Annotated in this window: 22 protein-coding genes; 4 read left to right on the top strand and 18 right to left on the bottom strand. The window is 51.8% G+C overall.

Translation table 11 applies throughout. The features are described 5' to 3' along the window. Window position 1 precedes the first annotated feature (1 nt). The 5 genes from HP566_RS08050 to HP566_RS08030 all read right to left on the bottom strand — a co-directional run bounded on the left by HP566_RS08050 (window position 2) and on the right by HP566_RS08030 (window position 6,253). On the bottom strand, window positions 2-952 hold the full coding sequence (locus HP566_RS08050) for an ABC transporter ATP-binding protein (protein ID WP_249976745.1): 951 nt from the start codon (window positions 950-952) through the stop codon (window positions 2-4). Beyond that, window positions 949-2,148, bottom strand: coding sequence for an ABC transporter permease (locus tag HP566_RS08045; RefSeq protein WP_249976744.1), 1,200 nt, complete (start codon window positions 2,146-2,148; stop codon window positions 949-951). The genes HP566_RS08050 and HP566_RS08045 overlap by 4 nt, the downstream gene beginning before the upstream one ends. Window positions 2,149-2,151: 3 nt before the next feature. After that, complete coding sequence (osmF, locus tag HP566_RS08040) at window positions 2,152-3,063, bottom strand: glycine betaine ABC transporter substrate-binding protein OsmF (RefSeq protein WP_249976743.1); 912 nt, start codon at window positions 3,061-3,063, stop codon at window positions 2,152-2,154. A 101-nt stretch (window positions 3,064-3,164) separates the two neighbouring features. Then, window positions 3,165-4,562 carry a cysteine--tRNA ligase gene (cysS, locus tag HP566_RS08035; RefSeq protein WP_249976742.1) on the bottom strand — a complete coding sequence of 466 codons (1,398 nt, stop codon included), beginning with the start codon at window positions 4,560-4,562 and terminating at the stop codon, window positions 3,165-3,167. 11 nt (window positions 4,563-4,573) lie between these two features. Next, window positions 4,574-6,253: a glutamine--tRNA ligase/YqeY domain fusion protein gene (locus HP566_RS08030; RefSeq protein WP_249976741.1), complete on the bottom strand. Its 1,680-nt coding sequence runs from the start codon at window positions 6,251-6,253 to the stop codon at window positions 4,574-4,576. On the opposite strand from HP566_RS08030, the gene HP566_RS08025 reads away from it, so the two are divergent. From HP566_RS08025 to HP566_RS08015, 3 genes are read left to right on the top strand one after another with little or no spacing between them, the layout of a single operon-like run. After that, window positions 6,252-6,428 carry a hypothetical protein gene (locus HP566_RS08025; RefSeq protein ID WP_249976740.1) on the top strand — a complete coding sequence of 59 codons (177 nt, stop codon included), beginning with the start codon at window positions 6,252-6,254 and terminating at the stop codon, window positions 6,426-6,428. The two genes, HP566_RS08030 and HP566_RS08025, sit on opposite strands and share 2 nt — an antisense overlap. Then, a complete protein-coding gene (locus HP566_RS08020) occupies window positions 6,409-6,909 on the top strand; it encodes a peptidylprolyl isomerase (protein WP_249976739.1) in 501 nt (166 codons plus the stop codon). The genes HP566_RS08025 and HP566_RS08020 overlap by 20 nt, the downstream gene beginning before the upstream one ends. Window positions 6,910-6,924: 15 nt before the next feature. Beyond that, on the top strand, window positions 6,925-7,707 hold the full coding sequence (locus HP566_RS08015; protein WP_249976738.1) for a UDP-2,3-diacylglucosamine diphosphatase: 783 nt from the start codon (window positions 6,925-6,927) through the stop codon (window positions 7,705-7,707). A 74-nt stretch (window positions 7,708-7,781) separates the two neighbouring features. On the opposite strand, the gene HP566_RS08010 is transcribed toward HP566_RS08015, so the two are convergent. The 8 genes from HP566_RS08010 to HP566_RS07975 all read right to left on the bottom strand — a co-directional run bounded on the left by HP566_RS08010 (window position 7,782) and on the right by HP566_RS07975 (window position 17,293). Further along, window positions 7,782-9,599: a SurA N-terminal domain-containing protein gene (locus tag HP566_RS08010; protein ID WP_249976737.1), complete on the bottom strand. Its 1,818-nt coding sequence runs from the start codon at window positions 9,597-9,599 to the stop codon at window positions 7,782-7,784. A gap of 113 nt (window positions 9,600-9,712) precedes the next feature. Continuing rightward, window positions 9,713-9,985: a nucleoid-associated protein HU-beta gene (hupB, locus tag HP566_RS08005; protein ID WP_249976736.1), complete on the bottom strand. Its 273-nt coding sequence runs from the start codon at window positions 9,983-9,985 to the stop codon at window positions 9,713-9,715. A 192-nt stretch (window positions 9,986-10,177) separates the two neighbouring features. Continuing rightward, window positions 10,178-12,607: an endopeptidase La gene (gene lon, locus HP566_RS08000; protein ID WP_249976735.1), complete on the bottom strand. Its 2,430-nt coding sequence runs from the start codon at window positions 12,605-12,607 to the stop codon at window positions 10,178-10,180. Between the two features lie 212 nt (window positions 12,608-12,819). After that, window positions 12,820-14,100 (bottom strand): ATP-dependent Clp protease ATP-binding subunit ClpX, encoded by a 1,281-nt coding sequence (gene clpX, locus HP566_RS07995; protein ID WP_249976734.1) that lies wholly within the window; start codon window positions 14,098-14,100, stop codon window positions 12,820-12,822. 74 nt (window positions 14,101-14,174) lie between these two features. Further along, window positions 14,175-14,792: an ATP-dependent Clp endopeptidase proteolytic subunit ClpP gene (gene clpP, locus HP566_RS07990; protein ID WP_249976733.1), complete on the bottom strand. Its 618-nt coding sequence runs from the start codon at window positions 14,790-14,792 to the stop codon at window positions 14,175-14,177. A gap of 71 nt (window positions 14,793-14,863) precedes the next feature. Beyond that, entirely contained in the window at window positions 14,864-16,216 is a 1,353-nt protein-coding gene (tig, locus tag HP566_RS07985) for a trigger factor (RefSeq protein ID WP_249976732.1), read from the bottom strand. 241 nt (window positions 16,217-16,457) lie between these two features. Next, the gene (locus HP566_RS07980; protein WP_249976731.1) at window positions 16,458-16,829 is read right to left on the bottom strand and encodes a hypothetical protein; all 372 of its coding nucleotides are present in this window, start codon (window positions 16,827-16,829) and stop codon (window positions 16,458-16,460) included. Window positions 16,830-16,831: 2 nt separating this feature from the next. Then, window positions 16,832-17,293 carry a flavodoxin gene (locus HP566_RS07975; protein WP_249976730.1) on the bottom strand — a complete coding sequence of 154 codons (462 nt, stop codon included), beginning with the start codon at window positions 17,291-17,293 and terminating at the stop codon, window positions 16,832-16,834. A 143-nt stretch (window positions 17,294-17,436) separates the two neighbouring features. Between HP566_RS07975 and HP566_RS07970 the strand changes: the two genes are divergently transcribed. Next, a complete protein-coding gene (locus HP566_RS07970) occupies window positions 17,437-17,643 on the top strand; it encodes a DUF2788 domain-containing protein (RefSeq protein ID WP_249976729.1) in 207 nt (68 codons plus the stop codon). A gap of 115 nt (window positions 17,644-17,758) precedes the next feature. Here the strand turns inward: HP566_RS07970 and HP566_RS07965 are convergent, their stop codons facing one another. The 5 genes from HP566_RS07965 to rpmI form a co-directional block, all read right to left on the bottom strand. Beyond that, window positions 17,759-18,058: an integration host factor subunit alpha gene (locus HP566_RS07965; protein ID WP_249976728.1), complete on the bottom strand. Its 300-nt coding sequence runs from the start codon at window positions 18,056-18,058 to the stop codon at window positions 17,759-17,761. Window positions 18,059-18,127: 69 nt separating this feature from the next. Next, window positions 18,128-20,509 (bottom strand): phenylalanine--tRNA ligase subunit beta, encoded by a 2,382-nt coding sequence (pheT, locus tag HP566_RS07960; protein WP_249976727.1) that lies wholly within the window; start codon window positions 20,507-20,509, stop codon window positions 18,128-18,130. A gap of 26 nt (window positions 20,510-20,535) precedes the next feature. Then, the gene (gene pheS / locus HP566_RS07955) at window positions 20,536-21,555 is read right to left on the bottom strand and encodes a phenylalanine--tRNA ligase subunit alpha (protein ID WP_249976726.1); all 1,020 of its coding nucleotides are present in this window, start codon (window positions 21,553-21,555) and stop codon (window positions 20,536-20,538) included. A 154-nt stretch (window positions 21,556-21,709) separates the two neighbouring features. Further along, complete coding sequence (gene rplT / locus HP566_RS07950) at window positions 21,710-22,063, bottom strand: 50S ribosomal protein L20 (RefSeq protein ID WP_009097607.1); 354 nt, start codon at window positions 22,061-22,063, stop codon at window positions 21,710-21,712. Between the two features lie 57 nt (window positions 22,064-22,120). Next, window positions 22,121-22,315, bottom strand: a complete 195-nt coding sequence (gene rpmI / locus HP566_RS07945; protein ID WP_009724291.1) for a 50S ribosomal protein L35 — start codon at window positions 22,313-22,315, stop codon at window positions 22,121-22,123. Between the last annotated feature and the right edge of the window lie 47 nt (window positions 22,316-22,362).

Below are 22,362 nucleotides of genomic sequence, written 5' to 3'. Positions count from 1 at the left end.
GTTAGCCCTTATCCAGTTGGGCTTCTTTAACGATCTTTCGCAGTGAAAGCTCGCCAATGGGAACATCCTGTTGGTCAACTACCGTTAAGCGATCACTATGATCGCGCAACATCATGGAGAGTGCCTGGCGCAACGAAAAATCACCAGGGATACGCGACTGGGCAGGCAGGGTTGGCCCAAGAGAAGACATATGGTCTTTAATGCGGGTCAGCGCTGCCTGCTTAAGGCCTCTTTCCAGCCCTCCAAGGAGTGACTCCACAAAGGGGTCCGCCGGGTGCTGTAATAGCGCCAGTGGCGTTCCCTGCTGAACAATGCCCCCATCCCTCATCACTACTAAATGATCGGCAAGCTTAAGCGCTTCATCCATATCGTGAGTAACGAAGACGACTGTCTTGTGCATACGTGCTTGCAGCTTTGCCAGTTCATCCTGAAGCTTTTCGCGGGTAATGGGGTCCAGGGCACCAAAAGGCTCATCCATCAATAAAATATCAGGGTCAGCGGCCAATGCCCTGGCCACACCTACTCGTTGTGCCTGTCCCCCTGAAAGCTGATGAGGATATTTATGAGCAAACTCTGCCACTGGTAAGCCCAGCAGGTTCATCAGCTCTGATACCCGGCTGGTCACGTCTTCACCTGACCATTTTAGCAATCTGGGCACCAGCCCTATATTGCGTGCCACCGTCCAGTGGGGAAACAACCCGGTACTTTGAATCACATAGCCAATCCGCCGCCGTAGCTTAACCGGGTCATAGTTCTCAATCAGTTGGCCATCCAGGGTAATCTCGCCCGCACTGTGTTCAATGAGCCGGTTAATCATGCGCAAGGTGGTTGACTTGCCGCACCCGGATGTACCAACCAAAGCACAGAATTTTCCTTTCGCGATGCGCAGCGTTATATCATCAACAGCGGTTTCTTCACCAAAGTGTTTCGACACATGGGAAAGCTCTATCATGAACGTCCTCCAGGGCGCAGCGCTTCCGCCAGGGCCCCTAACCCGCTATCTACCAGCAGCGCCAGTAATAAAATAGGTAGCGCGCCCAACAGCACCATATCCATCGCTGCCTGGCCTAGCCCCTGAAAAATAAACGTCCCCAACCCTCCGGCGCCAATCAGTGCCGCCACGGCAGTCAAACCTATCGCTTGTACGGCAGTAATCCGAACGCCTTCGAGCAAAACGGGCAGCGCCAGCGGAAAGCGAACCTGCCAAAAGCGCTGGTAGCTGCGCATTCCCATTGCCTTGGCAGCATCAAGGGTTTCGATACTCACCTCATCCAAGGCGATATAGGTGTTGCGGACGATAGGTAGCAGGCTATAACCGATAAGCGCAATTAAGGCGGGGGTCGTACCAATGCCGCTAACCCCCGCCTGCGCGAGAAACGGTACGTTAGCGGCTAACCAGGCCAACGGAGCCAGCAGCAGCCCAAATAAGGCTAAACTGGGAATCGTCTGTAGAAAGTTGAGCGTGGCAAAAGCAGCTTTCTGGAGTTTGGCATAACGCCTCATCAGCATGGCCAGTATCAACCCCAGCACAATGCTGACACCCACGGCAATACTGACCAGACGGATGTGTTGCCACACGGCACGCCAAAACTGTTGATCTCTAGCTCGAAACTCCTGTATTAACGCCAGGTTTTCAAGCCACCATGTTGCACATAGCCACCAGACAATGCCCACCGCGCTTAGCAGTAAAGTGGTGGTCAAACGGTTTACGCCCAGCTTCAGCCGCAGCTCCACCAAACAGAGTAGGAGAATAAACAGCAGGGCCCAATAGGCAGGGCCGATACCCAATCTCGCTTGAGGGTGGTCGGGATCCATCAGCCAATGACCAGCCACCATCAAGCCGAAGGGCATTAGCAATAACACCACCAATACCAGCACCAGGATTGCCCGATAGTTAGTCCGTGTGGGCACCAGCGCCAAAAAGCACATTGCGCTGATCAGCAACGTAACAAGCAGTGCGCCTGGCCACCCTATCGCCTGCCACAGGCTATAGGAAGTCCCAGGAACAATTCGATTTGGGGCAACATGAACGGTGCTGAATAACCAAACAATGCCGAGCATCACAACGCCTAAACTCAACACTACCACATTTGGCTGCCACGCTTGACGGCTCAGCTTAGGCGTTGGGAGCGCATCTATAAGCGACATTCATCAGTCATCCAGTGTATCAAGATAGTCTCTCGCCACCTGGTCTGGGGATAGGCCATTCACGGCCACATCCGCATTTAAGGTTTGCAGGGTGATAAGATCCAGCGTGGCAAACACATCGCTTAGCAGGGTTTCAAGCTGCGGGTATGCCTCAAGAACACTGGCTCGTACTACCGGCGCTGGCTGATAAACCGGCTGAACGCCTTGCGAGTCTTCCAATACCACCAGGCCCAACGCACTTAAACCGCCATCAGTGCCGTAGGTCATCGCGGCGTTAACCCCACTTGTTTGTTGGGCCGCAGCGCGCATGGTGGCCGCCGTGTTACCACCAGAAAGCACCAGCAGTTGGTCGTCGCTCAGCTCAAAACCGTAAGCTTCCTGAAACGCGGGTAATGCCTGTGCAGACTCAACAAACTCGGCACTGGCTGCAAATTTAAACACTCCACCGTCGGCCAGGTAAGCTGCCAGATCGTCCAGGGTTTGCAACCCATGCTCCGCTGCAACATCTTCACGCACACTCATCGCCCAGGTATTGTTGGCACTGGCAGGCTGCAACCATACAAGTCCCTGTTCGGCATCACGCTCTTTCACGGTTTGATAAGCGTCATCCGGGTCATTCCACACCGGGCTGTCGGCCATATCAAAGAAAAATGCCCCGTTGCCGGTGTACTCTGGATAGAGATCTATTTCCCCGGCCTGAAGGGCACTACGTACTACGCTGGTACCGCCCAGCTGCAAACGGTCTTCGGTAGGAATATCGTTTCGCTCAAGGATTTGGATAATCAGCTCACCCAATACCGAGCCTTCAGTATCAATCTTGGATGAAACAACGATGGGTTCATCAGCATATACAAATGAAAAAGCCACAGCCGATAGAGCACAGGCAGCCAGCCCAGGGGTAATGACAGAGCGCATCTTAGTCGTCCTTTTTTAAGCGTCTTGTAGGCGTCACTTCAGTATAAGAGCCATCTGCACTAAAGTCAGACGCCGCTTTCGCGGCGTCTGCATAAGCGCTATTACTGAGGTGTTTCAATTACCCACGTCGTTCCTTCACGCGAGTCTTTCAAAATAATTCCCAACGCAGCCAGTTCATCCCGTATAGCGTCTGCCTGGGCAAAGTCTTTATTCGTTTTGGCCTCTTTACGTTGCGCAATCTTAGCCTCAATCTCCTCTTCGCTTAGCGCTACTCCCTGTTGCTGAGAGCCCTTCAGAAATATTTGAGGTGGCTGTTGAAGCAGGCCCAACACTCCTGCCAAACGCTTTAACTCTCCTGCCAGGCGTAGAGCATGTTCCGGCGCCTCACTCCTGGCACGGTTAAGGTCCCGTACTAAATCAAACAGCACAGCAAGCGCCTCAGGCGTATTGAAGTCGTCATCCATAGCTGCGGTAAAGCGCTCGGCATAGACACCAACACAACCTTGGTCGTCAACGGTTTCTGTAAGCCCATCCAGCGCAGTATAAAAGCGCGTCAACGACTTACGTGCTTCATACAACGAATCCACCGAGTAGTTAATTGCACTACGGTAGTGGCTCGCTACCAACAGATAGCGCACCACTTCTGGGTCGTGCTCAGCCAGTACATCACGGATGGTGAAGAAGTTACCTAGCGACTTCGACATCTTTTCCTGGTTTACCCGTACCGCCCCGGCGTGCATCCATGTGTTGACGTAGGTTTTTCCCGTCGCAGCTTCCGACTGGGCAATCTCGTTTTCATGGTGGGGAAAGGTAAGATCCGGCCCACCACCATGAATATCGAAGGTATCGCCCAGGCAGCAGGTCGACATCGCAGAGCATTCAATATGCCAACCTGGGCGACCATCGCCCCAGGGCGAAGGCCAATGAGCCTCCCCTGGTTTGGCAGACTTCCACAGTACAAAATCAAGAGGGTCCTCTTTATGCACATCCACGTCTACCCGCGCGCCAGAGCGCATATCGTCCAACCGGCGGTTATTCAGCTTACCGTAGTCGGTAAATTTGCGGACCCGATAGTACACATCACCGTTATCGGCGGGGTAAGCAAAGCCCTTGGCAATTAACGTTTCGATCATGGCGATAATATCGCCAATATGCCCCGTGGCACGTGGTTCATGGCTGGGCGGCAATACATTAAGACGCGTTTCATCTTCATGCATTGCATCAATCATGCGCTCAGTGAGCACGCTAATGGTTTCGCCATTCTCATCGGCACGTTTAAGAATTTTGTCATCTATGTCGGTAATGTTGCGAACATAGGTCACATCAAAACCGCGGTGACGCAGATAGCGGGTAATCACGTCAAACGCCACCATGACCCGCGCATGGCCAAGGTGACAGTAGTCATACACCGTCATGCCGCAGACATACATACTCACCTTACCCTCTACCAGCGGGATAAACGGCTCCTTGCGGCGTGTCAGCGTATTATAGATATGCATATGACGTTTCCTTAACCCTTCTGTTTGATTTTCGCCCAACTATCTTTTAATCCAACGGTACGGTTAAACACCAGTTGGCCCGGCTTAGACGCATGGCGATCTGCGCAGAAGTAACCCACCCGCTCAAACTGAAAACGATCTTCAGGAGCAGCGCTGGCCAAGCTTGGCTCACCAATGGCTTGGCAAATAACAAGAGAATCGGGGTTAAGATGTTCAAGGAAGTCGACATCCTTATCCCGGTCCGGCTGCTCTACCATAAACAGATTGTCGTATAGACGGACTTCCATCGGCACACCGTGGGCAGCGCTTACCCAATGGATGACCCCTTTCACTTTGCGGCCTTCCGGGTTTTTGCCCAGAGTGTCGAAATCTACCGAGCAGTAAAGCTCTACTACCTCGCCAGCCGCGTTTTTAATCACGTCGTCACAGCGGATCACGTAGCTATTGCGCAACCGAACCTCTTTGCCCGGTGCTAAGCGGAAGAATTTCTTCGGGGCATCTTCCATAAAGTCGTCTTGATCAATGTATAACTCGCGACTAAACGGCACTTTACGCATCGGCATATCGTCGCGGGCGGGGTGGCCCGGTACGTCATACACTTCCTGATGCTCCTCGGGTACGTTGGTCAGCACCACTTTTAAGGGATTAAGAACGCACATGGCACGAGGTGCATTATCTTCAAGATCTGAACGAATGGCATGGGTCAGCATGGCAATATCGACTAACCCGCCATCTGCTCGTGTCACACCGATCATTTCACAGAATTTACGAATTGAAGCAGCAGTGTAGCCACGGCGTCGCATTCCCGAAATGGTGGGCATACGCGGGTCATCCCAGCCGTCAACAATCTGCTCATCCACCAGCAGCTTCAGCTTGCGCTTGGAGGTCAGGGTGTAGTCGAGATTTAAGCGGGCAAATTCGATTTGACGCGGTTTTGCCGGTACCGGCAGGTTATTTAAAAACCATTCATACAGTGGCCGATGATCCTCAAACTCTAATGTACAGATTGAGTGCGTGATGCCTTCAATGGCATCGGATTGCCCATGGGTAAAATCATACGAGGGGTAGATTTTCCACTTATCACCTGTCTGATGATGGCTTGCATGACGAATACGATAAAGAATAGGGTCACGCAGATTGATATTGGGCGAGGCCATATCGATTTTTGCGCGTAGCACCTTTTCTCCCTCGCCAAACTCACCCTTGCGCATACGTTCAAGCAAATCGAGGTTTTCGTCAGCACTACGTTCACGGTAGGGGCTGGGTTTACCTGGCTCTGTCAGCGTGCCACGATATTCGCGAATTTCCTCCGGGGAAAGATCATCCACATAGGCTTTTCCTTCGCGGATAAGGTGCTGCGCCCAGGCGTAAAGCTGGTCGAAATAATCCGACGCAAAGCGCACCGGGCCTGCCCATTTGAAACCTAACCAGCTCACATCTTCCTTGATGGCATCAATATACGCCTGCTCTTCTTTTGCTGGGTTGGTGTCATCGAAGCGCAGATGACACTCACCACCCAGTTGTTCCGCCAGCCCAAAATTCAGACAGATCGACTTAGCATGGCCGATATGCAGGAATCCATTGGGTTCAGGAGGGAAGCGCGTCACAATTTTGGTGACCTGGCCGCCCTCTATTTCGTCGCGTACTTGGTTGCGAATGAAGTTCGGCGCTGGGGTGGTCTCGTTGGTCATGGTGGTGTTGATAACCTCTGGTGGATGGCGTGCCGGGCAACTGATGCCTACGCTTAAGGGTATTGCGCTTCGCGGTGCCGAGCAAAACCGCTATTATAACGTGACGCCGATGCACAGCGCCAAGGCGAACGCCTTTATTGAACAGGAATTTATCTATGATCGTATTACAGACTAACCACGGTGACATCACTATTGCACTTAATCACGAAAAAGCGCCGGTCAGCGCAGATAATTTTGAGCAATACGTGCGTGAAGGCTTTTACGATGGAACACTATTTCATCGCGTCATCGATGGGTTCATGATTCAAGGTGGTGGCTTCGATCAAGAATTCAATCAAAAAACAACACGTGACCCGATCGAAAACGAAGCCGACAATGGCTTACAAAATACCGTAGGCACCCTGGCCATGGCACGAACCCAGGACCCGCACTCTGCCACGGCGCAGTTTTTTATCAATGTAGGCGATAATAGCTTCTTGAACCACAGTGGCAAGAGCCTTCAGGGTTGGGGCTATGCTGTATTTGGTGAAGTCGTGGAAGGTATGGACGTAGTGAACGCCATTAAAGCCGTAAGCACTACGCGTCGTGGGATGCATGCTGACGTACCCAGTGAAGATGTGGTCATCGAGCGTGCGTATATAAAGGAAGTGGAATAACCTTCTGGGAGCCTTATGCGCACTCTGCTGATAGCTGACCTGCACTTGAGTAGTGATACCCCTGATATTAACCAGGGGTTCTACCGCTATTTGGAGCAAACCGCGAAGGGGGCGGATGCCCTCTATATCTTGGGCGATCTGTTTGATGCCTGGATTGGCGACGACCTATTGGACGTTCCTCAACATCCTCTCAACCTGATCGCAGGGGAAGTCATCCACCGGCTGCGCAAGCTGAGTGGCAATGGCACGGCGATTTACTTTATACACGGCAACCGGGATTTTCTACTGGGTGAACGCTTTATTGAAGCATGCAATGGCACCCTGCTACCTGAGATTCACCAGTCGGAACTGCAAGGCGTTCCCGTAGTGATTCTGCATGGCGACAGTTTATGTACTAAAGATGAAGCTTATATGGCTTTTCGCCAGCAGTCCCGCAACCCCGAGTGGCAGGCACAAATACTGGCTTTACCTTTGGAACAGCGCGTCGAACTTGCTAAAAGCCTGCGTACGCAGTCTGGAGACGCCAACGCCAATAAAGCCGAAGCCATTATGGATGTCACCCTTTCAGAAGTAGTGGCATTAATGGAGCACTGCGGTGTCACCACGATGATCCATGGCCATACACATCGGCCAAAAGTACACGACTTAACGGTAGAGGATGTCCCAGCTAAGCGCTTTGTACTCGGAGACTGGGATCATCAGCATGGTTGGGACATTGTGATTGAACAATCCAGAGACCGTCACGCTATTCCAATCCTTCGCCAGTTCCCGCTGAACTCACCTCCCCAGCCAGAATAGGCATCAATTAGCCAATAATAAAGCCGATCGGGAGATCGGCTTTATCGTTTCGCCTGACTTATCAGGTTGCCGGTTTAACGTTCGATATCCGCATCGCTATGTAGATCGTCAATTAAGCCTTGTATCACCGCTTGAGCCCGCAACTGCTCTGCCATTTGTGCCACAAATAAGGTTAGCTGCTCGTCAGACTCACCGGCAGAAACACTATCCAACGCCACAACGGCAACACTCTGTGGTAACACCACCGAACGGTACACGCTGCCACCTTCCTGCGGATGCGGCATACGGAACACCTCCTGCACCAACGTCTGGGGCAGGGTGCTTTCAGCCTGACGCGTAACATTCGTCGCCTCTAGCCAGTTCACATCAACGTTTTCACCTGCCTCTAATGCTGTGATGATACGCGCAGCTTCTTCCTGGAACGCTTCCTGGCGCTGGCGTGTAGCGACAGCGCCCTCTACCTCATCACGCACATCATCAAGAACCAACTGAGTGGTCTCACGGTGCTCAGCAACACGCAATACCAGGCGCCGATCGTCATCAAGCTCGATAACCTCGCTGTTATAGCCCTCTTCCAGTACATCGGCAACAAAGGCTTCATCCAGGACACCGGGCTCAGACAGAACCCCTTCCCCCTCCCCGCGCGCCAGCCAGCCAGTTTGGTGAAGCGTTAACTCCAGGTCATCGGCCACGCTTTGCAGATCATCAGCGGCGAAACTCTCGTCAATTAACCGCTGTACCAGCTGATTAAACTCATCGCTGACCTCACCTAATGCAACCTCTCGCTGAAGCGTTTCGCGCTGCTCTTCGAAAGAGGGCGCTAAAATATCGGTCACCAGTAAAATGTGGAAGGCACTATCCATTTCCACCAGCTGAGATGTCTCCCCTTCGTCCAGAGCAAAGGCTGCTTCGTCAAAGGCATCGCCAAAGAAACCACGGCTGATAACCCCAAGGTCACCCCCCTCTTCAGCGCTGGCGGTGTCGTCGGAGTAGCGTAGCGCTGTATCTGCAAAGGATTCACCGCTATTGAGTGCTTGCAGTGCCGCTTCCGCCCGCTCCTGGGCCTCTTCACGGCTACGCTCACTGCCAAAGGTCACCATAATATGGGACACTTGGCGGTCAGCACTTCGGTTCTGCTCACGCCACGCCGCTCGTAAAGTGTCCTCATCAACATCAAGGTCAGAGGCCATTTCCTGGCGATCAATCACGACATACTCAACGCGCACTTGCTCGGGGCGTACAAATCGCTCCTGGTTGGCGTCGTAGTAATCCTGCATCTGCTCTTCAGTCACCTCGATGTTAAGCTCAACATCCTCAGGATCTATCAGGATATAGCGAAAACTGCGTTGCTGGCTCTGAAGCTCAGCCAGCTTCTCCTGCTCGCTTTCTAAACTGAAATCGCTAAACGCCAGTCCTTGCTGCAAATGCTGGCGCTTAATATCAACGCGTAGTTCTTCCCGGAACGAGAGCGGCGTGTAACCTGCTCCCGCCAAGCGATTACGGAAAACGTCGGCAGAAAAACGACCATTCTGGTCATGAAACTCGGGTAGGCCAATGATCATCTGATCCAGCTGAGCATCTGAAACGTAAAAACCGCCATCTTCGGCATACTGGGTTAACAGCTTCTGGGTAATCAGCTGATCGAGCATGTCATTGCGTAAGGCGCGTTCCTGTTCCGGAGGCACCTGCCCTGAGCGTAAGGCGCGCTGAACCTCAAGTTCTACCTGCTGGCGCATGATCGGCTCGCCGTTAACGCTTGCCACTTCATTAGGATCACTGCCAAAGACGCTAAACAGCGACTCAATACCGAACAGTGCCATGGCAGCCACCATGACTCCGATAATTATTTTGGCACCCCAGCTTCTGGAGCCATCTCGAATACTTTGCAGCATGCTAGCCTCAGATCGTCACAGCCATATACATCGCCCTAAATATCGGGCTAGAAAAGAACATGGGCGCATCGCTGATGCGATGCGCCCATTAGATTACAGCAAACGCGGACCAATTAGTTGACGGCGTCTTTCAGCGCTTTACCGGCTTTAAAGCTGGGAACTTTTGCAGCGCTGATTTGAATCGGCTGACCCGTCTGCGGGTTGCGGCCCGTACGTGCAGCACGCTCTTTAATCGCGAAAGTACCAAAGCCTACCAGAGCAACACTCTCGCCTTTTTTGAGGCTATCGGTGACAGACTCCACCATGGCATCCAATGCGCGGGTTGCCGCTGCTTTCGGAATATCAGCAGATGCGGCAATAGCTTCAATCAGCTCGGACTTATTCACACTTCACCCCTTAACTGTTTCAAAAATGGCTCTGAACGGCACGGTCACCGGGCGCTACAACCTCAAAGCATAGCTGCGTTTTATAGCAATGCCTTGAAACACCTGTCAAGCAACCGAGCCGTGTAATGCCCTTTGCCATAGGCATCGGGTAATCTTATTAAGTGATATTACAGCCCTGGCGGGCTCTAACGCTTAATGAGTGCTTGCTACGATATTAGCATTAAATGACTTATCGGCACCTTTTAATGAGGCGCCTTCGTCGACACTATCATTGGTTAGTGCTACCGCTAATACATCATCTATCCATCGTACAGGACGAATATCAAGTACACCTTTGATATTTTCCGGTACTTCCTTGAGATCTCGACGATTTTCCTCAGGGATTAAGACTATCTTTATACCACCACGGCGGGCTGCCAGCAATTTCTCCTTTAACCCACCAATAGGCAAGACTTCCCCGCGCAGGTTAACTTCACCTGTCATGGCCACATCACATCGAACACGCCGTTGGGTATAGGCCGAGACAATCGCTGTCACCATGGCAATACCTGCACTTGGTCCATCTTTTGGCGTGGCGCCTTCCGGCACATGAATATGCAAATCCTCATTCTCAAACCGCTGGGGATCAATCCCATACTCATGGGCACGAGCCTTAACAACCGTTTGTGCAGCGCTCACTGACTCCTTCATGACATCTCCCAGCGAACCAGTCTTGTTAATACGCCCTTTACCTGGCGTTACCACAGACTCAATATTCAGCAGCTCGCCACCTACGGATGTCCATGCAAGCCCTGTCACGCGGCCCACCTGGTCTTCCTGCTCTGCCAAGCCATAGCTATAGCGCCTGACTCCGGCATACTCTTCAATCTGTTCAGCCGCCAGCACTTGTCCAGCCTGTAGTTTACTTCCCTTTTGATTGCTGGAAACCCGCTCGGCCTCCAAGCGTTCACGCAGGACTTTACGGCACACCTTGGCGATCTGACGCTCCAACTCGCGCACACCTGCTTCACGCGTGTAATAGCGTACCAACTCCAAAAGTGCATCATCCTGCAGCCCCAGCTCATTCTCTTTGAGGCCATTGGCCTTCAGCTGCTTGGGCAGTAGGTAACGCTTGGCAATCGCCAGCTTTTCATCTTCGGTATAACCCGGCAGACGAATAATTTCCATACGATCCAACAACGGGCCAGGAATATTCATCGAGTTCGCCGTGCAAATAAACAGCGTCTCGGATAAATCATAATCCAGCTCAAGATAGTGGTCGCTAAAGCTGTTGTTTTGTTCGGGGTCAAGCACTTCCAGTAAGGCAGACGCAGGATCACCACGGTGATCCATTCCCAGCTTATCTACTTCATCCAGCAAAAACAGCGGGTTTTTCACTCCAGCACGGCTCATACGCTGCATTAACTTACCCGGTAGCGAACCAATATAGGTACGGCGATGCCCCCGGATTTCAGATTCATCCCTAACGCCACCCAAGGCTAAACGAACGTACTTCCGATTAGTTGCCCGGGCAATGGACTGCCCCAGAGAGGTTTTGCCCACACCTGGCGGCCCTACCAGACACAGTACAGGGCCCTTCATTTTGCGCACACGCTTTTGTACCGCCAGATACTCAAGAATACGCGCTTTCACCTCTTCCAGGCCATAATGATCCTCATCAAGCACCTGCTGCGCTTTGATCAGATCATGTTTGACACGAGTGCGCTTTTTCCAGGGAACGGCAATCAGCCAATCCAGATAGGAGCGGACAACGGTGGCTTCCGCCGAGTTGGAAGACATCATCTTGAGCTTGTTAAGCTCTTGTGTCGCCTTGTCGGCTGCCTCTTTGGGCATACCTGACTCTTTGATCGCCTGCTCATATTTCTCTACCTCGTTGGGCACATTATCCAACTCACCCATTTCTTTTTGGATGGCCTTCATCTGCTCATTGAGGTAATACTCACGCTGAGTCTTTTCCATCTGCTCTTTCACTCGGGAGCGGATGCGTTTTTCGACTTGCAGCAGGTCGATTTCTGACTCAATCAGCGCCATCAAGTGTTCAATGCGGTCACGAACACGGTCCATTTCAAGCAATTCTTGCTTGTCACCGATTTTAAGCGACAAGTGAGCGCAAATCGTATCAACTAAACGACTGGGATCTTCAATCCCTGAAAGTGAGTTCAGTACTTCGTTGGGTACTTTTTTAGACAGTTTAACGTACTGTTCGAACTGATTGAGCAATACCCGAACCAACGCTTCCTGCTCACGACTGGTCAGTGGTTCACTCTCACGGGGCAGTAGATGCGCCTGGGTATAACCCGTTTCGCTTTCTTCAATATCGATAACATCAGCGCGAAAACTACCTTCAATCAGCACCTTGACAGTACCATCGGGTAATTTTAACAGCTGCATAATATCCGCAACGGTACCCATGGCGTATAAATCAGCGTTGTCAGGGTCATCCAGGGAGGCCTCACGCTGAGCCACCAGCAGTACACGCTTGTCAGCTTCCATCGCCGCTTCCAGGGCTTGGATAGACTTTTCACGGCCGACAAAAAGAGGGATAACCATTTGCGGGTAAACGACGACATCCCGCAAAGGCAATAAGGGTAGACATTGTGTCTGATCGGCGTTCTGCTGCATCGCAGACGTTCCTCAAAATCGGATGGGTACTTGAAAGGGTACTTAATCAAGTACCTCACAGTATGAATAGCACTGCATGGAGTGCATTACGCTAGCAGCGGCCTCTAATAAGCAACTTATGAACAACAAATTCATTAATAACAAGGGGTCGCCTAGGCGACCCCTTGTTCGGCGCAAGCGGTTAATGCCAGGCCGTGATGAAGGCCCTTTATCTAACCATCGGTACCATCAACCCTGGCCTCTTCCTGTTGCGAGTAAACCAGTAATGGCTCACTCTCGCCAGCAATGACCGAACCATCAATGACCACATTGCTAACACCTTCCAGCGACGGAATTTCATACATGGTGTCTAGTAATACGGATTCAAGGATGGAACGAAGGCCACGAGCCCCCGTTTTACGCTCCATTGCCTTAGCCGCTACGGCACGTAGCGCTTCTTCCCTGAATTCAAGAGAGACATCTTCCATTTCGAAGAGCTTGGCATACTGTTTGATCAGCGAGTTTTTGGGTTCAGTCAGAATCTGCACTAATGCATCTTCCGTCAGCTCAGTGAGCGTTGCAATAACCGGCAAGCGACCCACAAACTCAGGAATCAAACCAAATTTAACCAAATCCTCCGGCTCTACATCAGCCAGCAGCTCACCTACACCGCGCGAAGACTCTTTGCTTTTCACACTAGCGTTAAATCCAATACCGCCCTTTTCAGCACGGTCACGGATAACCTTGTCCAGCCCTGCAAAGGCACCACCCACGATGAACAGAATATTGCCCGTATTAACCTGAACAAACTCCTGCTGGGGGTGCTTACGCCCCCCCTGGGGCGGAACCGATGCGGTGGTGCCCTCAATTAGCTTAAGCAGTGCTTGCTGGACACCCTCGCCGGACACATCACGTGTGATAGAGGGATTGTCTGACTTGCGCGAAATCTTGTCGATCTCATCAATATAAACAATACCGCGCTCAGCTTTCTCGACGTCGTAATCACACTTCTGAAGCAGCTTCTGGATGATGTTTTCGACATCTTCACCCACATAGCCTGCTTCAGTCAGTGTCGTTGCATCAGCAATGGTGAAAGGCACATTCAGCAGCCGAGCCATGGTCTCCGCCAGCAGTGTTTTACCGCTACCGGTAGGGCCAATCAGCAGAATATTTGATTTACCCAGCTCCACATCGCCGTCGCGCACGTCTGTCTTTAGGCGTTTGTAGTGGTTATATACCGCTACAGACAACACCATTTTGGCGCGATCTTGCCCGATGACGTAGTCGTCCAATGTATGACGTATTTCGCGGGGCGTAGGCAACCGCTCCTCATCGCTCTCGGCATCGGCTTCGAGAACTTCCTCGCGAATGATGTCATTACATAAATCGACACACTCATCGCAGATATACACGGACGGGCCAGCAATTAGCTTACGTACTTCGTTCTGGTTTTTACCGCAGAACGAGCAATAGAGCAGTTTGCCACCTTCGTCCTTGCCTTTGCCGTCGGCCATTCGCGTACCTCTATCACTGCGGCGGCTTACGCCGCCGGAAAAGCTCGTTAGAAAAGCAGAATCCTATCACGCTATCAGGATGTAGGCCGCTTATCCAGTACTGCGTCAATTAAGCCATACTCTTTGGCTTTATGCGCACTCATGAAATTATCACGATCAGTATCACGGGCAACCGTCTCAAGATCCTGACCAGTATGATGCGCCAAAATTTGATTCAATTTCTCGCGAATGCCCAAAATTTCACGTGTATGAATTTCAATATCAGAGGCTTGCCCCTGATAGCCACCTAGCGGCTGGTGAATCATCACACGGGAATTAGGCAGACAGTAACGCTTATCTGCCGCACCTGCGGTCAGCAGTAGCGCACCCATGCTTGCCGCCTGACCGATACATACCGTGGAAACATCGGGCTTAATAAACTGCATGGTGTCATAAATTGACATGCCCGCCGTTACCGAACCACCAGGCGAGTTAATATAGAGGTGGATATCCTTATCGGGATTCTCCGACTCCAGAAACAGCAACTGCGCCACGACTAAATTTGCCATGTAATCTTCCACAGGACCTACCAGGAAGATGACACGCTCCTTTAATAGACGTGAGTATATATCGTAGGCTCTTTCCCCTTTGGCGCTCTGCTCAACCACCATGGGCACTAAACCGCCGGCGTTTTGAATATCAAACTCACTCATTCGGGTGATTCCTTGCGTCCGATAAGGGAAAGACGCACCACCACAAACAGGGGGTGCGCCACGCGATGAAATTAGGCGCTGGCCTGTTCGCCTTCTTCAATACCTTCATCCTGCTCAGCTTGTTGCTGAGCGGCAGCCAGTGCTTGCTGATAAGACATTTCAACGTCTTTGACGTTCGTCTGCTCAAGTAACTTTTCTACTGCTTTCTCTTCGAGAATGGCAGACTTTACCTGAGTTTTCAGTTGCTCGTTACTCATGTAATAGCTAACGACTTCAGAGGGGTCCTGGTACTGCTCGGCCAGCTCCTCAACTTTAGCCTTGATAGCATCGTCGTTGGCATCAATTTCGTTGGCTTTGATAACTTCCGCCAACAGCAGACCTACTTGCACACGACTTTTGGCTTGCTCAGCAAACAGTTCATTCGGCAGTTGGCTGACATCAAAATCCTCACCCAAGCCAAACTGTTGGGCTGCCTGACGCTTCATGCCATCTGTTTCCTGCTGAACCAAAGCATTCGGCACGGGAATTTCGTTAGCTTTTTTCAGTGCATCCAGAACCTGCTGCTTGACACGGTTATCAACCGCCTGAGAGGCCTCACGAGTCATGTTCTTTTTAATTTCAGCACGGAATTTGGTTTCATCACCACCTTCCACACCGAAGCGCTCAATAAACTCAGCGTCCACCTCAGGCAACTGCTGTGTGCTTACTTTATGGACGGTGACGTTGAACGTTGCTTCTTTACCCGCCAGATGCTCCGCTTGGTAATCGTCAGGGAAGGTAACATTAATGGTTTTTTCTTCGCCTGCCTTGGCACCGATCAACTGACCTTCAAAGCCTGGAATGAAGCTATTGGAGCCAATAACCAGTGCATGACCTTCAGCACTACCGCCTTCAAACGGCTCATCGCCCAGAAAGCCCTGGAAGTCGATAGTCACCTGGTCGCCATCGGCAGCAGCAGTATCGACGTCTTCCCATGTAGCGTTTTGCTTGCGCAGCGTATCGATCATTTCGTCAACATCTGTGTCGCTGACGCTCACCACGGGACGCTCGACTTCGGTGCCTTCGATAGAAGCCAGCTCAACCTGCGGATACACTTCCATGACCGCTACAAACTCAAGGTCTTTACCTGCCTGATTGACCTTGGGGTCAATTTGCGGGAAGCCTGCTGGATTAAGACCTTCGTCAGTGATGGCACGAACGTAACGCTCACGCATCACTTCGCCAACCACCTCATTGCGTACACTTTCGCCATAGCGCTGACGAACTACAGCCATCGGCACCCGGCCTTGGCGAAAACCATTCAAGCGAACGTTTTTCGCAGTGTCTTTCAAGCGAGCGCTGACGGCCTCGTCGATTTCGGCAGCCGGCACCTGAATTGTGATACGGCGTTCGATCTGGGAGGTCGTCTCGACGGAAACTTGCATGAATTGTCCTCTAGCGGCTGGGCGTTGTGTTGATTGCGAATAAAAGTTCAAGGGGGCAATTTTAAGAACCCTAGCGCATGGTGGCAAGCGCCATGCTCGCAAGATGGGGGCAGAACCATCAAATACAAGGGAATAACCAATGAAATCGACCGCTCATAATGCCTTTTTTTGAGCGGTGCTGCTTCCCCACCTGTTCTTCACCTTTTTTTCTGACCCAGTATATTTGCCTGCGTTCATGCTCTCACGTCTCACGTTTTTGCCATCCCAGACTCACTGCGTGTAGCAGTAAACCACAGGTTGCAGCGTGGGAGATAAATACCTGCCAGCTGATCCAGGCAGTAAATAGAGTATGCCACCCCCCCATTATCAGTACACCCAGCACCATCATCGCCAATAGCCGCTTTATAAGCGAAGGCAAGTATTGACGTGCGCTTACAGGTAACATTCGCCACTGTAACACGGCAGCGCCAGCGACGAAGGCCAGCGCAATCAAGAGAAGCGTTTGACGCGTTTCATGCCCACCCACCATATATCGCGGCAAGGCTGACACCATGACCACACACAGCCCAATAGCAATACTGATTCGCTCTGGCGAGTAAGTAGGTCGCTGCATATCTAAGCAACCTTCAGCTGCTGGGATTCAATCCACTGCTCAACCCATGGTACTGCAGCATCATCGGCCATGAAGGTTTCCATGGCATCCACCTCCAGTCGCTCACCTAAACGTACTGCGCCATGATCTTCCAATACACTATCCAGCGCCCTACCTGCTCCACAAAACGTATCTCCATAGGAGCTATCACCCAGCGCAATCAAACCGTAGCGCAGTTCTGCAAGCGAGGGGCTTTTATCGCGTAAACTGCGGACAAAAGGCACAAAATTACCAGGGAAATCACCACTGCCTGTGGTGGATACACAAAACAGCGTAATACCATCGCGGTCCGTCAAATCATTTAAGGTTGGTTGCTCCATAATCTCGACGCTGTACCCAGCCTTTTCAAAGAGCGGCTTCACCTGTTCGGCGACATCCAGAGCTCCCCCGTACATCGTACCAACTAAAATATTAAGCTTGGGCATCGACGCATTCCTCTGTAAAAGTGTCGCACTGACCTTCATTCAGTCGACAAATACCTGATGAATTTGCTCAAATATTAACATGACTCACAAAAACGACGCACACCTGACCCTAGCGGCTTCAGTCATCTCTATCAGGAGCTCCCATGCAGCAAGCATTTGAGACATGGATAACGCCAATAATGATCGGCGGTTTAATTATTTTTATGTGTTTCATTATTTGGGATCTGGCCAAAAAATCGAACGCAGGAAAATTTGGCACCATCATGTTGTTCGTCGTGCTGGGCGCTGGCATGATGGGTTATATCATTAAAGTCATTATCACCTGGCTGATCGAAGGACAGGGCATTTAGCACAGTAGATGGGTAAATGCCTCATAAAAAAAGGAGCCCCTGTAGGCGCTCCTTTTGTCAATCCAGCCAGTTAACAAACAGCACTCATCATCCCAACTGTCGTATTACAGGACGCTTACTGTGAACTGGTGCAGTGCTCTACTTGCTGCTTCAACTTTTGTCCTGGGCGGAAAGTAACCACTCGCCGAGCGGAAATAGGAATCTCTTCGCCCGTTTTAGGGTTACGCCCCGGTCGCTCACGCTTATCACGCAGATCAAAGTTACCAAATCCAGATAGTTTAACCTGCTCGTTCTCGCGTAAGCAGGCACGGATCTCTTCAAAAAAAGCTTCAACCATCGCTTTTGCTTCTCGCTTGGACAGGGCCAGCTCAGTATGCAAATGCTCTGCTAGCTCTGCTTTGGTCAACGCACCCATAAGGCCTCTCCTTGTAGCAAACGCATTGCCAAGAACGTGATAAGCGTCGTGTCATATGGCATGTTCAGGTTAGCCGCGCAGTTCAGCATCCAATTTAACACGCACCTGTGTCACGATCGAATCGACCAACTGATTGATTTCTCCATCGTTTAGCGTGCGTGATGGATGCTGCCAAGTCAAGCCCAGCGCAATACTCTTACACCCTTCGGCTACGCCTTTACCCGCATAGACATCAAATAGTTTAATGTCTTTCAAGTAGTTACCTGCTTCAACCCTAACACAGTCGAGCAGCACCTGGACTGAGATTTCCTGCTTTAGAATAAACGCCAGATCACGGCGAACTTCAGGGTAGCGCGATAGTGGCTCAAACGCAGGTATACGGCCTTCACTGAGGGCATCAAGACGGACTTCAAATAGCACTGCATCCACTTTAAGGCCAAGGGTCGCTCCAACCTGCGGATGCAAAGTGCCTATCCACCCAACAGGTTCGTCGTTATGCCGTAATTGAGCACTTTGCCCTGGATGAAGCGCAGGGTGCTCAGCCGGCTCAAAACGCCATGCATCCTGGTTCCCACCAAGTGCCAGCAGGCTTTCCAGATCCCCTTTAAGATCATAGAAATCAACCGACGTTTTCACACCGCTCCAGCCCTCTTCCTCCCGGGCTCCACATACCAGTGCCCCCATCATCGGTACCTGGACGAGGTTGTCTAAATGCCCATTAAACACCAACCCGGTTTCAAATAAACGAACCCGCGTTTGTTGGCGGTTGAGGTTATGTTCCAGCGCCCTCAGCAATCCAGGGAAGAGACTGGCGCGCATGACGGAAAGATCAGACGAAATTGGATTCGCTAATGCAGGAGAAACTGCATCCGGGAGTATCGCAGCCTGCAATTCTGGCGCAACGAAGCTGTAGGTAATCGCTTCCTGGAACCCACGCGCCACCATCTGATTGCGCAGCTGCCTTTGAGTGAGCGTCGCTTCATTGGCTGGTCGCAGTGCCAGGCGCGCCGCAGGTCGGCGTGTTGGCAGGTTATTGTAGCCATGAACCCGTGCTACCTCTTCGATGAGATCTTCCTCAATCGCCACATCGAAACGCCAGCTGGGCACTGTAACCGACCAGCCTTCCGCGAGACTCTCAGCCTCAAGACCCAAACGTAGAAGAATATCAGTCACATCATCACTGGCCAGCTTTTTGGAGAGCGCGCTCTCCAAGCGTGTTGTTCGCAGCACGATATTGCGGGGAGCTGGCATACTGGCATCATGCACACACTCAGTAACAGGTCCCGCCTGGCCACCGCAAATCTCAATCAACAAGCCCGTCGCCCGCTCAACAGCTACACTGGCAAGCTGAGGGTCTACCCCCCGCTCAAAACGGTGCGATGCATCCGTATGCAAACCATAAGAGCGCGCCTTCCCTGCAACCGCCAAGGGGGTAAAATAGGCCGACTCCAGGAAGATAGTCTGGGTGGTCTCACTTACTCCAGAGTTTTCCCCTCCCATAATGCCTGCCATAGCCAGGGAGCCATCATCATCAGCGATCACCAGTGTTTCAGATTTCAATGCAACGTCCTGACCATCCAGCAGCACCAGGCGCTCGCCCTCTTTGGCCAAACGCACAACAATGCCCCCTTTAAGGTTGTCACGATCAAAGGCATGCAGTGGCTGGCCAAGCTCCAACATCACATAGTTGGTTACATCAACCACTGGATCAATAGAGCGAACGCCGCTGCGCCGTAACCGTTCTACCATCCACAACGGGGTTGCTGCGCTGACATCCACCCCCCGGATGACTCTGCCAATATAGCGCGGACACTGTTCAGGGGCGTCGATACGCACGGGAAAGGTATCGTCGATAGTGGCAGGAACAGCCTGAATCTCTGGCCCACCGACAGGAAGCCGGTTCAGCACGCCGACTTCCCGCGCAAGCCCTTTAATGCTGAGACAATCGCCACGATTAGGGGTCAAATCGACCTCAATCGTCATATCATCAAGCTGCATATACTCACGAAAATTGCCGCCCACCGGCGCAGAGGAAGGCAACACCAGTATGCCCGGCGAGGTATCTTCTGCAAGCCCCAGCTCAGAAGCTGAGCAAATCATGCCCCGCGACTCCACACCACGCAGTTTGGCTTTTTTAATTTTAAAGTCGCCCGATAGCACACCACCCACCTGGGCAAAAGGAATTTTCTGGCCCACCTCAACATTCGGTGCCCCGCAAACCACCTGGACTGGCTCGCCGGAACCATCGTTTACGGTACAAACGCTCAGCTTATCAGCGTCTGGATGCCTCTCTTTGGAGAGCACCTCAGCCACCACAACACCGCTAAACGCTGACGCAACCGACTCAATGGCATCCACTTCGAGGCCCGCCATGGTTATCTGGTCAGCGATCGCTTGAGTATCAAGCTGCGGAGAAACCCATTCACGCAGCCACTGTTCTGAAAATTTCATGTTCGTTCCTGTCTCTGGCAGCGGGCTTAGGCGAATTGGCGCAAGAAGCGCAGGTCGTTTTCAAAGAACAAGCGCAAATCATTCACACCATAGCGCAGCATGGCTAAACGCTCCGCCCCCATGCCAAATGCGAAACCGGTATATCGCTCAGTATCAATCCCTGAGTGACGGAATACCTCAGGATGCACCATGCCGCAGCCCATGACTTCCAGCCAGCCGCTATGGGAACAGACCCGGCAACCTTTACCACTGCACATTACGCACTGAATATCGACTTCAGCTGAAGGTTCTGTAAACGGAAAATAAGAGGGACGAAAACGTATAGATAGATCATCACGCTCAAAAAATGCCTGCAGGAAGTCCTCTATCGTTCCCTTGAGATCGGCAAAGCTCACATCTTCATCCACCAGCAGCCCTTCTACCTGATGGAACATTGGCGTGTGCGTTAAATCAGAGTCGCTGCGGTAGACCCGGCCTGGGCACACAATACGAATGGGCGGCTCGCTGCTCTTCATCGTACGCACTTGTACCGGCGATGTATGCGTACGCAGCAGCCGTGTAGTATCAAAATAAAAAGTGTCCGCCATTCCCCGTGCAGGATGATGCGCGGGGATATTGAGTGCTTCAAAGTTGTGGTAATCGTCCTCAATTTCAGGCCCCACTGCCACATCGTAACCAATGCGGGTAAACAGCCCTTCAATACGCTCAAGGGTGCGTGTCACAGGATGCAGACCACCGTTGGACTGACCCCGTCCAGGCAGCGTTACATCGATACGCTCAGCCGCGAGGCGCGCGTTCAGCGCCTCATTTTCAAGCTGCTGTCGCCTTGTATCAATTTCCGCAGAAAGCGCCTGCTTAGCCTGATTAATGCGTTCGCCTGCCGCCGGGCGCTCTTCAGCAGATAGTTTACCCAGGCCTTTCAACAAGGCGGTAACCTCGCCTTTTTTACCCAAATAGCGTACTCGTAACTCATCTAACGCAGAGACACTCTGTGCCGCCTGAATGGCATCACGAGCCTCTGATACCAGAGTAGGAAGGTAGTCCATCCGTTTCACTCCGAATTAAGCGATTTCCATCGATAGATGGTATGGCATAGTGAGGGTGACAAAAAACAGGGGAAGAGCGGCTGCTCTTCCCCTGTATGGGTCACACTGAAATGACCTCGGACATTTCACACTACATCAATGCAGTATGAAAACCTTATTGGGCAGCCTTGGCTTTTTCCACGATAGCTGCAAACGCAGCCTTCTCGTGTACTGCCAGATCGGCCAATACCTTGCGGTCGATTTCAATACCGGCTTTTTTAAGGCCGCCAACAAAACGGCTGTAAGACATACCGTTGATGCGCGCGCCAGCGTTAATACGCTGAATCCACAACGCGCGGAACTGGCGCTTGCGGTTACGGCGGTCACGATAAGCATACTGACCAGCTTTGATAACAGCCTGCTTGGCTACGCGGAAAACACGCGAACGGGCACCGTAGTAACCTTTAGCCTGCTTCAATACTTTTTTATGGCGACGACGGGCAACTACGCCACGCTTAACACGGGTCATAACACACTCCTGACTTTATGGCTGAGGCAAAATGCACTCAGAAAAGAAAATTCGACCTTACAGATTCGGCAGCATGCGCTGAATAAGCGCTTTGTCAGAAGCATGAATCTGCTTCATACCACGCAGCTGACGCTTACGTTTGGTCGATTTCTTGGTCAAGATGTGGCTACGGAAAGACTGCTTGTGCTTGAAGCCGTTGGCAGTCTTTTTGAAGCGCTTGGCAGCGCCGCTGTTGCTTTTGATTTTCGGCATGAGAAAAACTCCGCTCGATGTTTTTTAGAAAACCCAGGGCCGACCAG

This window comes from Vreelandella olivaria (genome assembly GCF_023507745.1).
Lineage (GTDB): Bacteria > Pseudomonadota > Gammaproteobacteria > Pseudomonadales > Halomonadaceae > Vreelandella > Vreelandella olivaria_A.
Note: the sequence above shows the minus strand (reverse complement) of the source record. Positions and strands in the feature narration are given on the sequence as shown.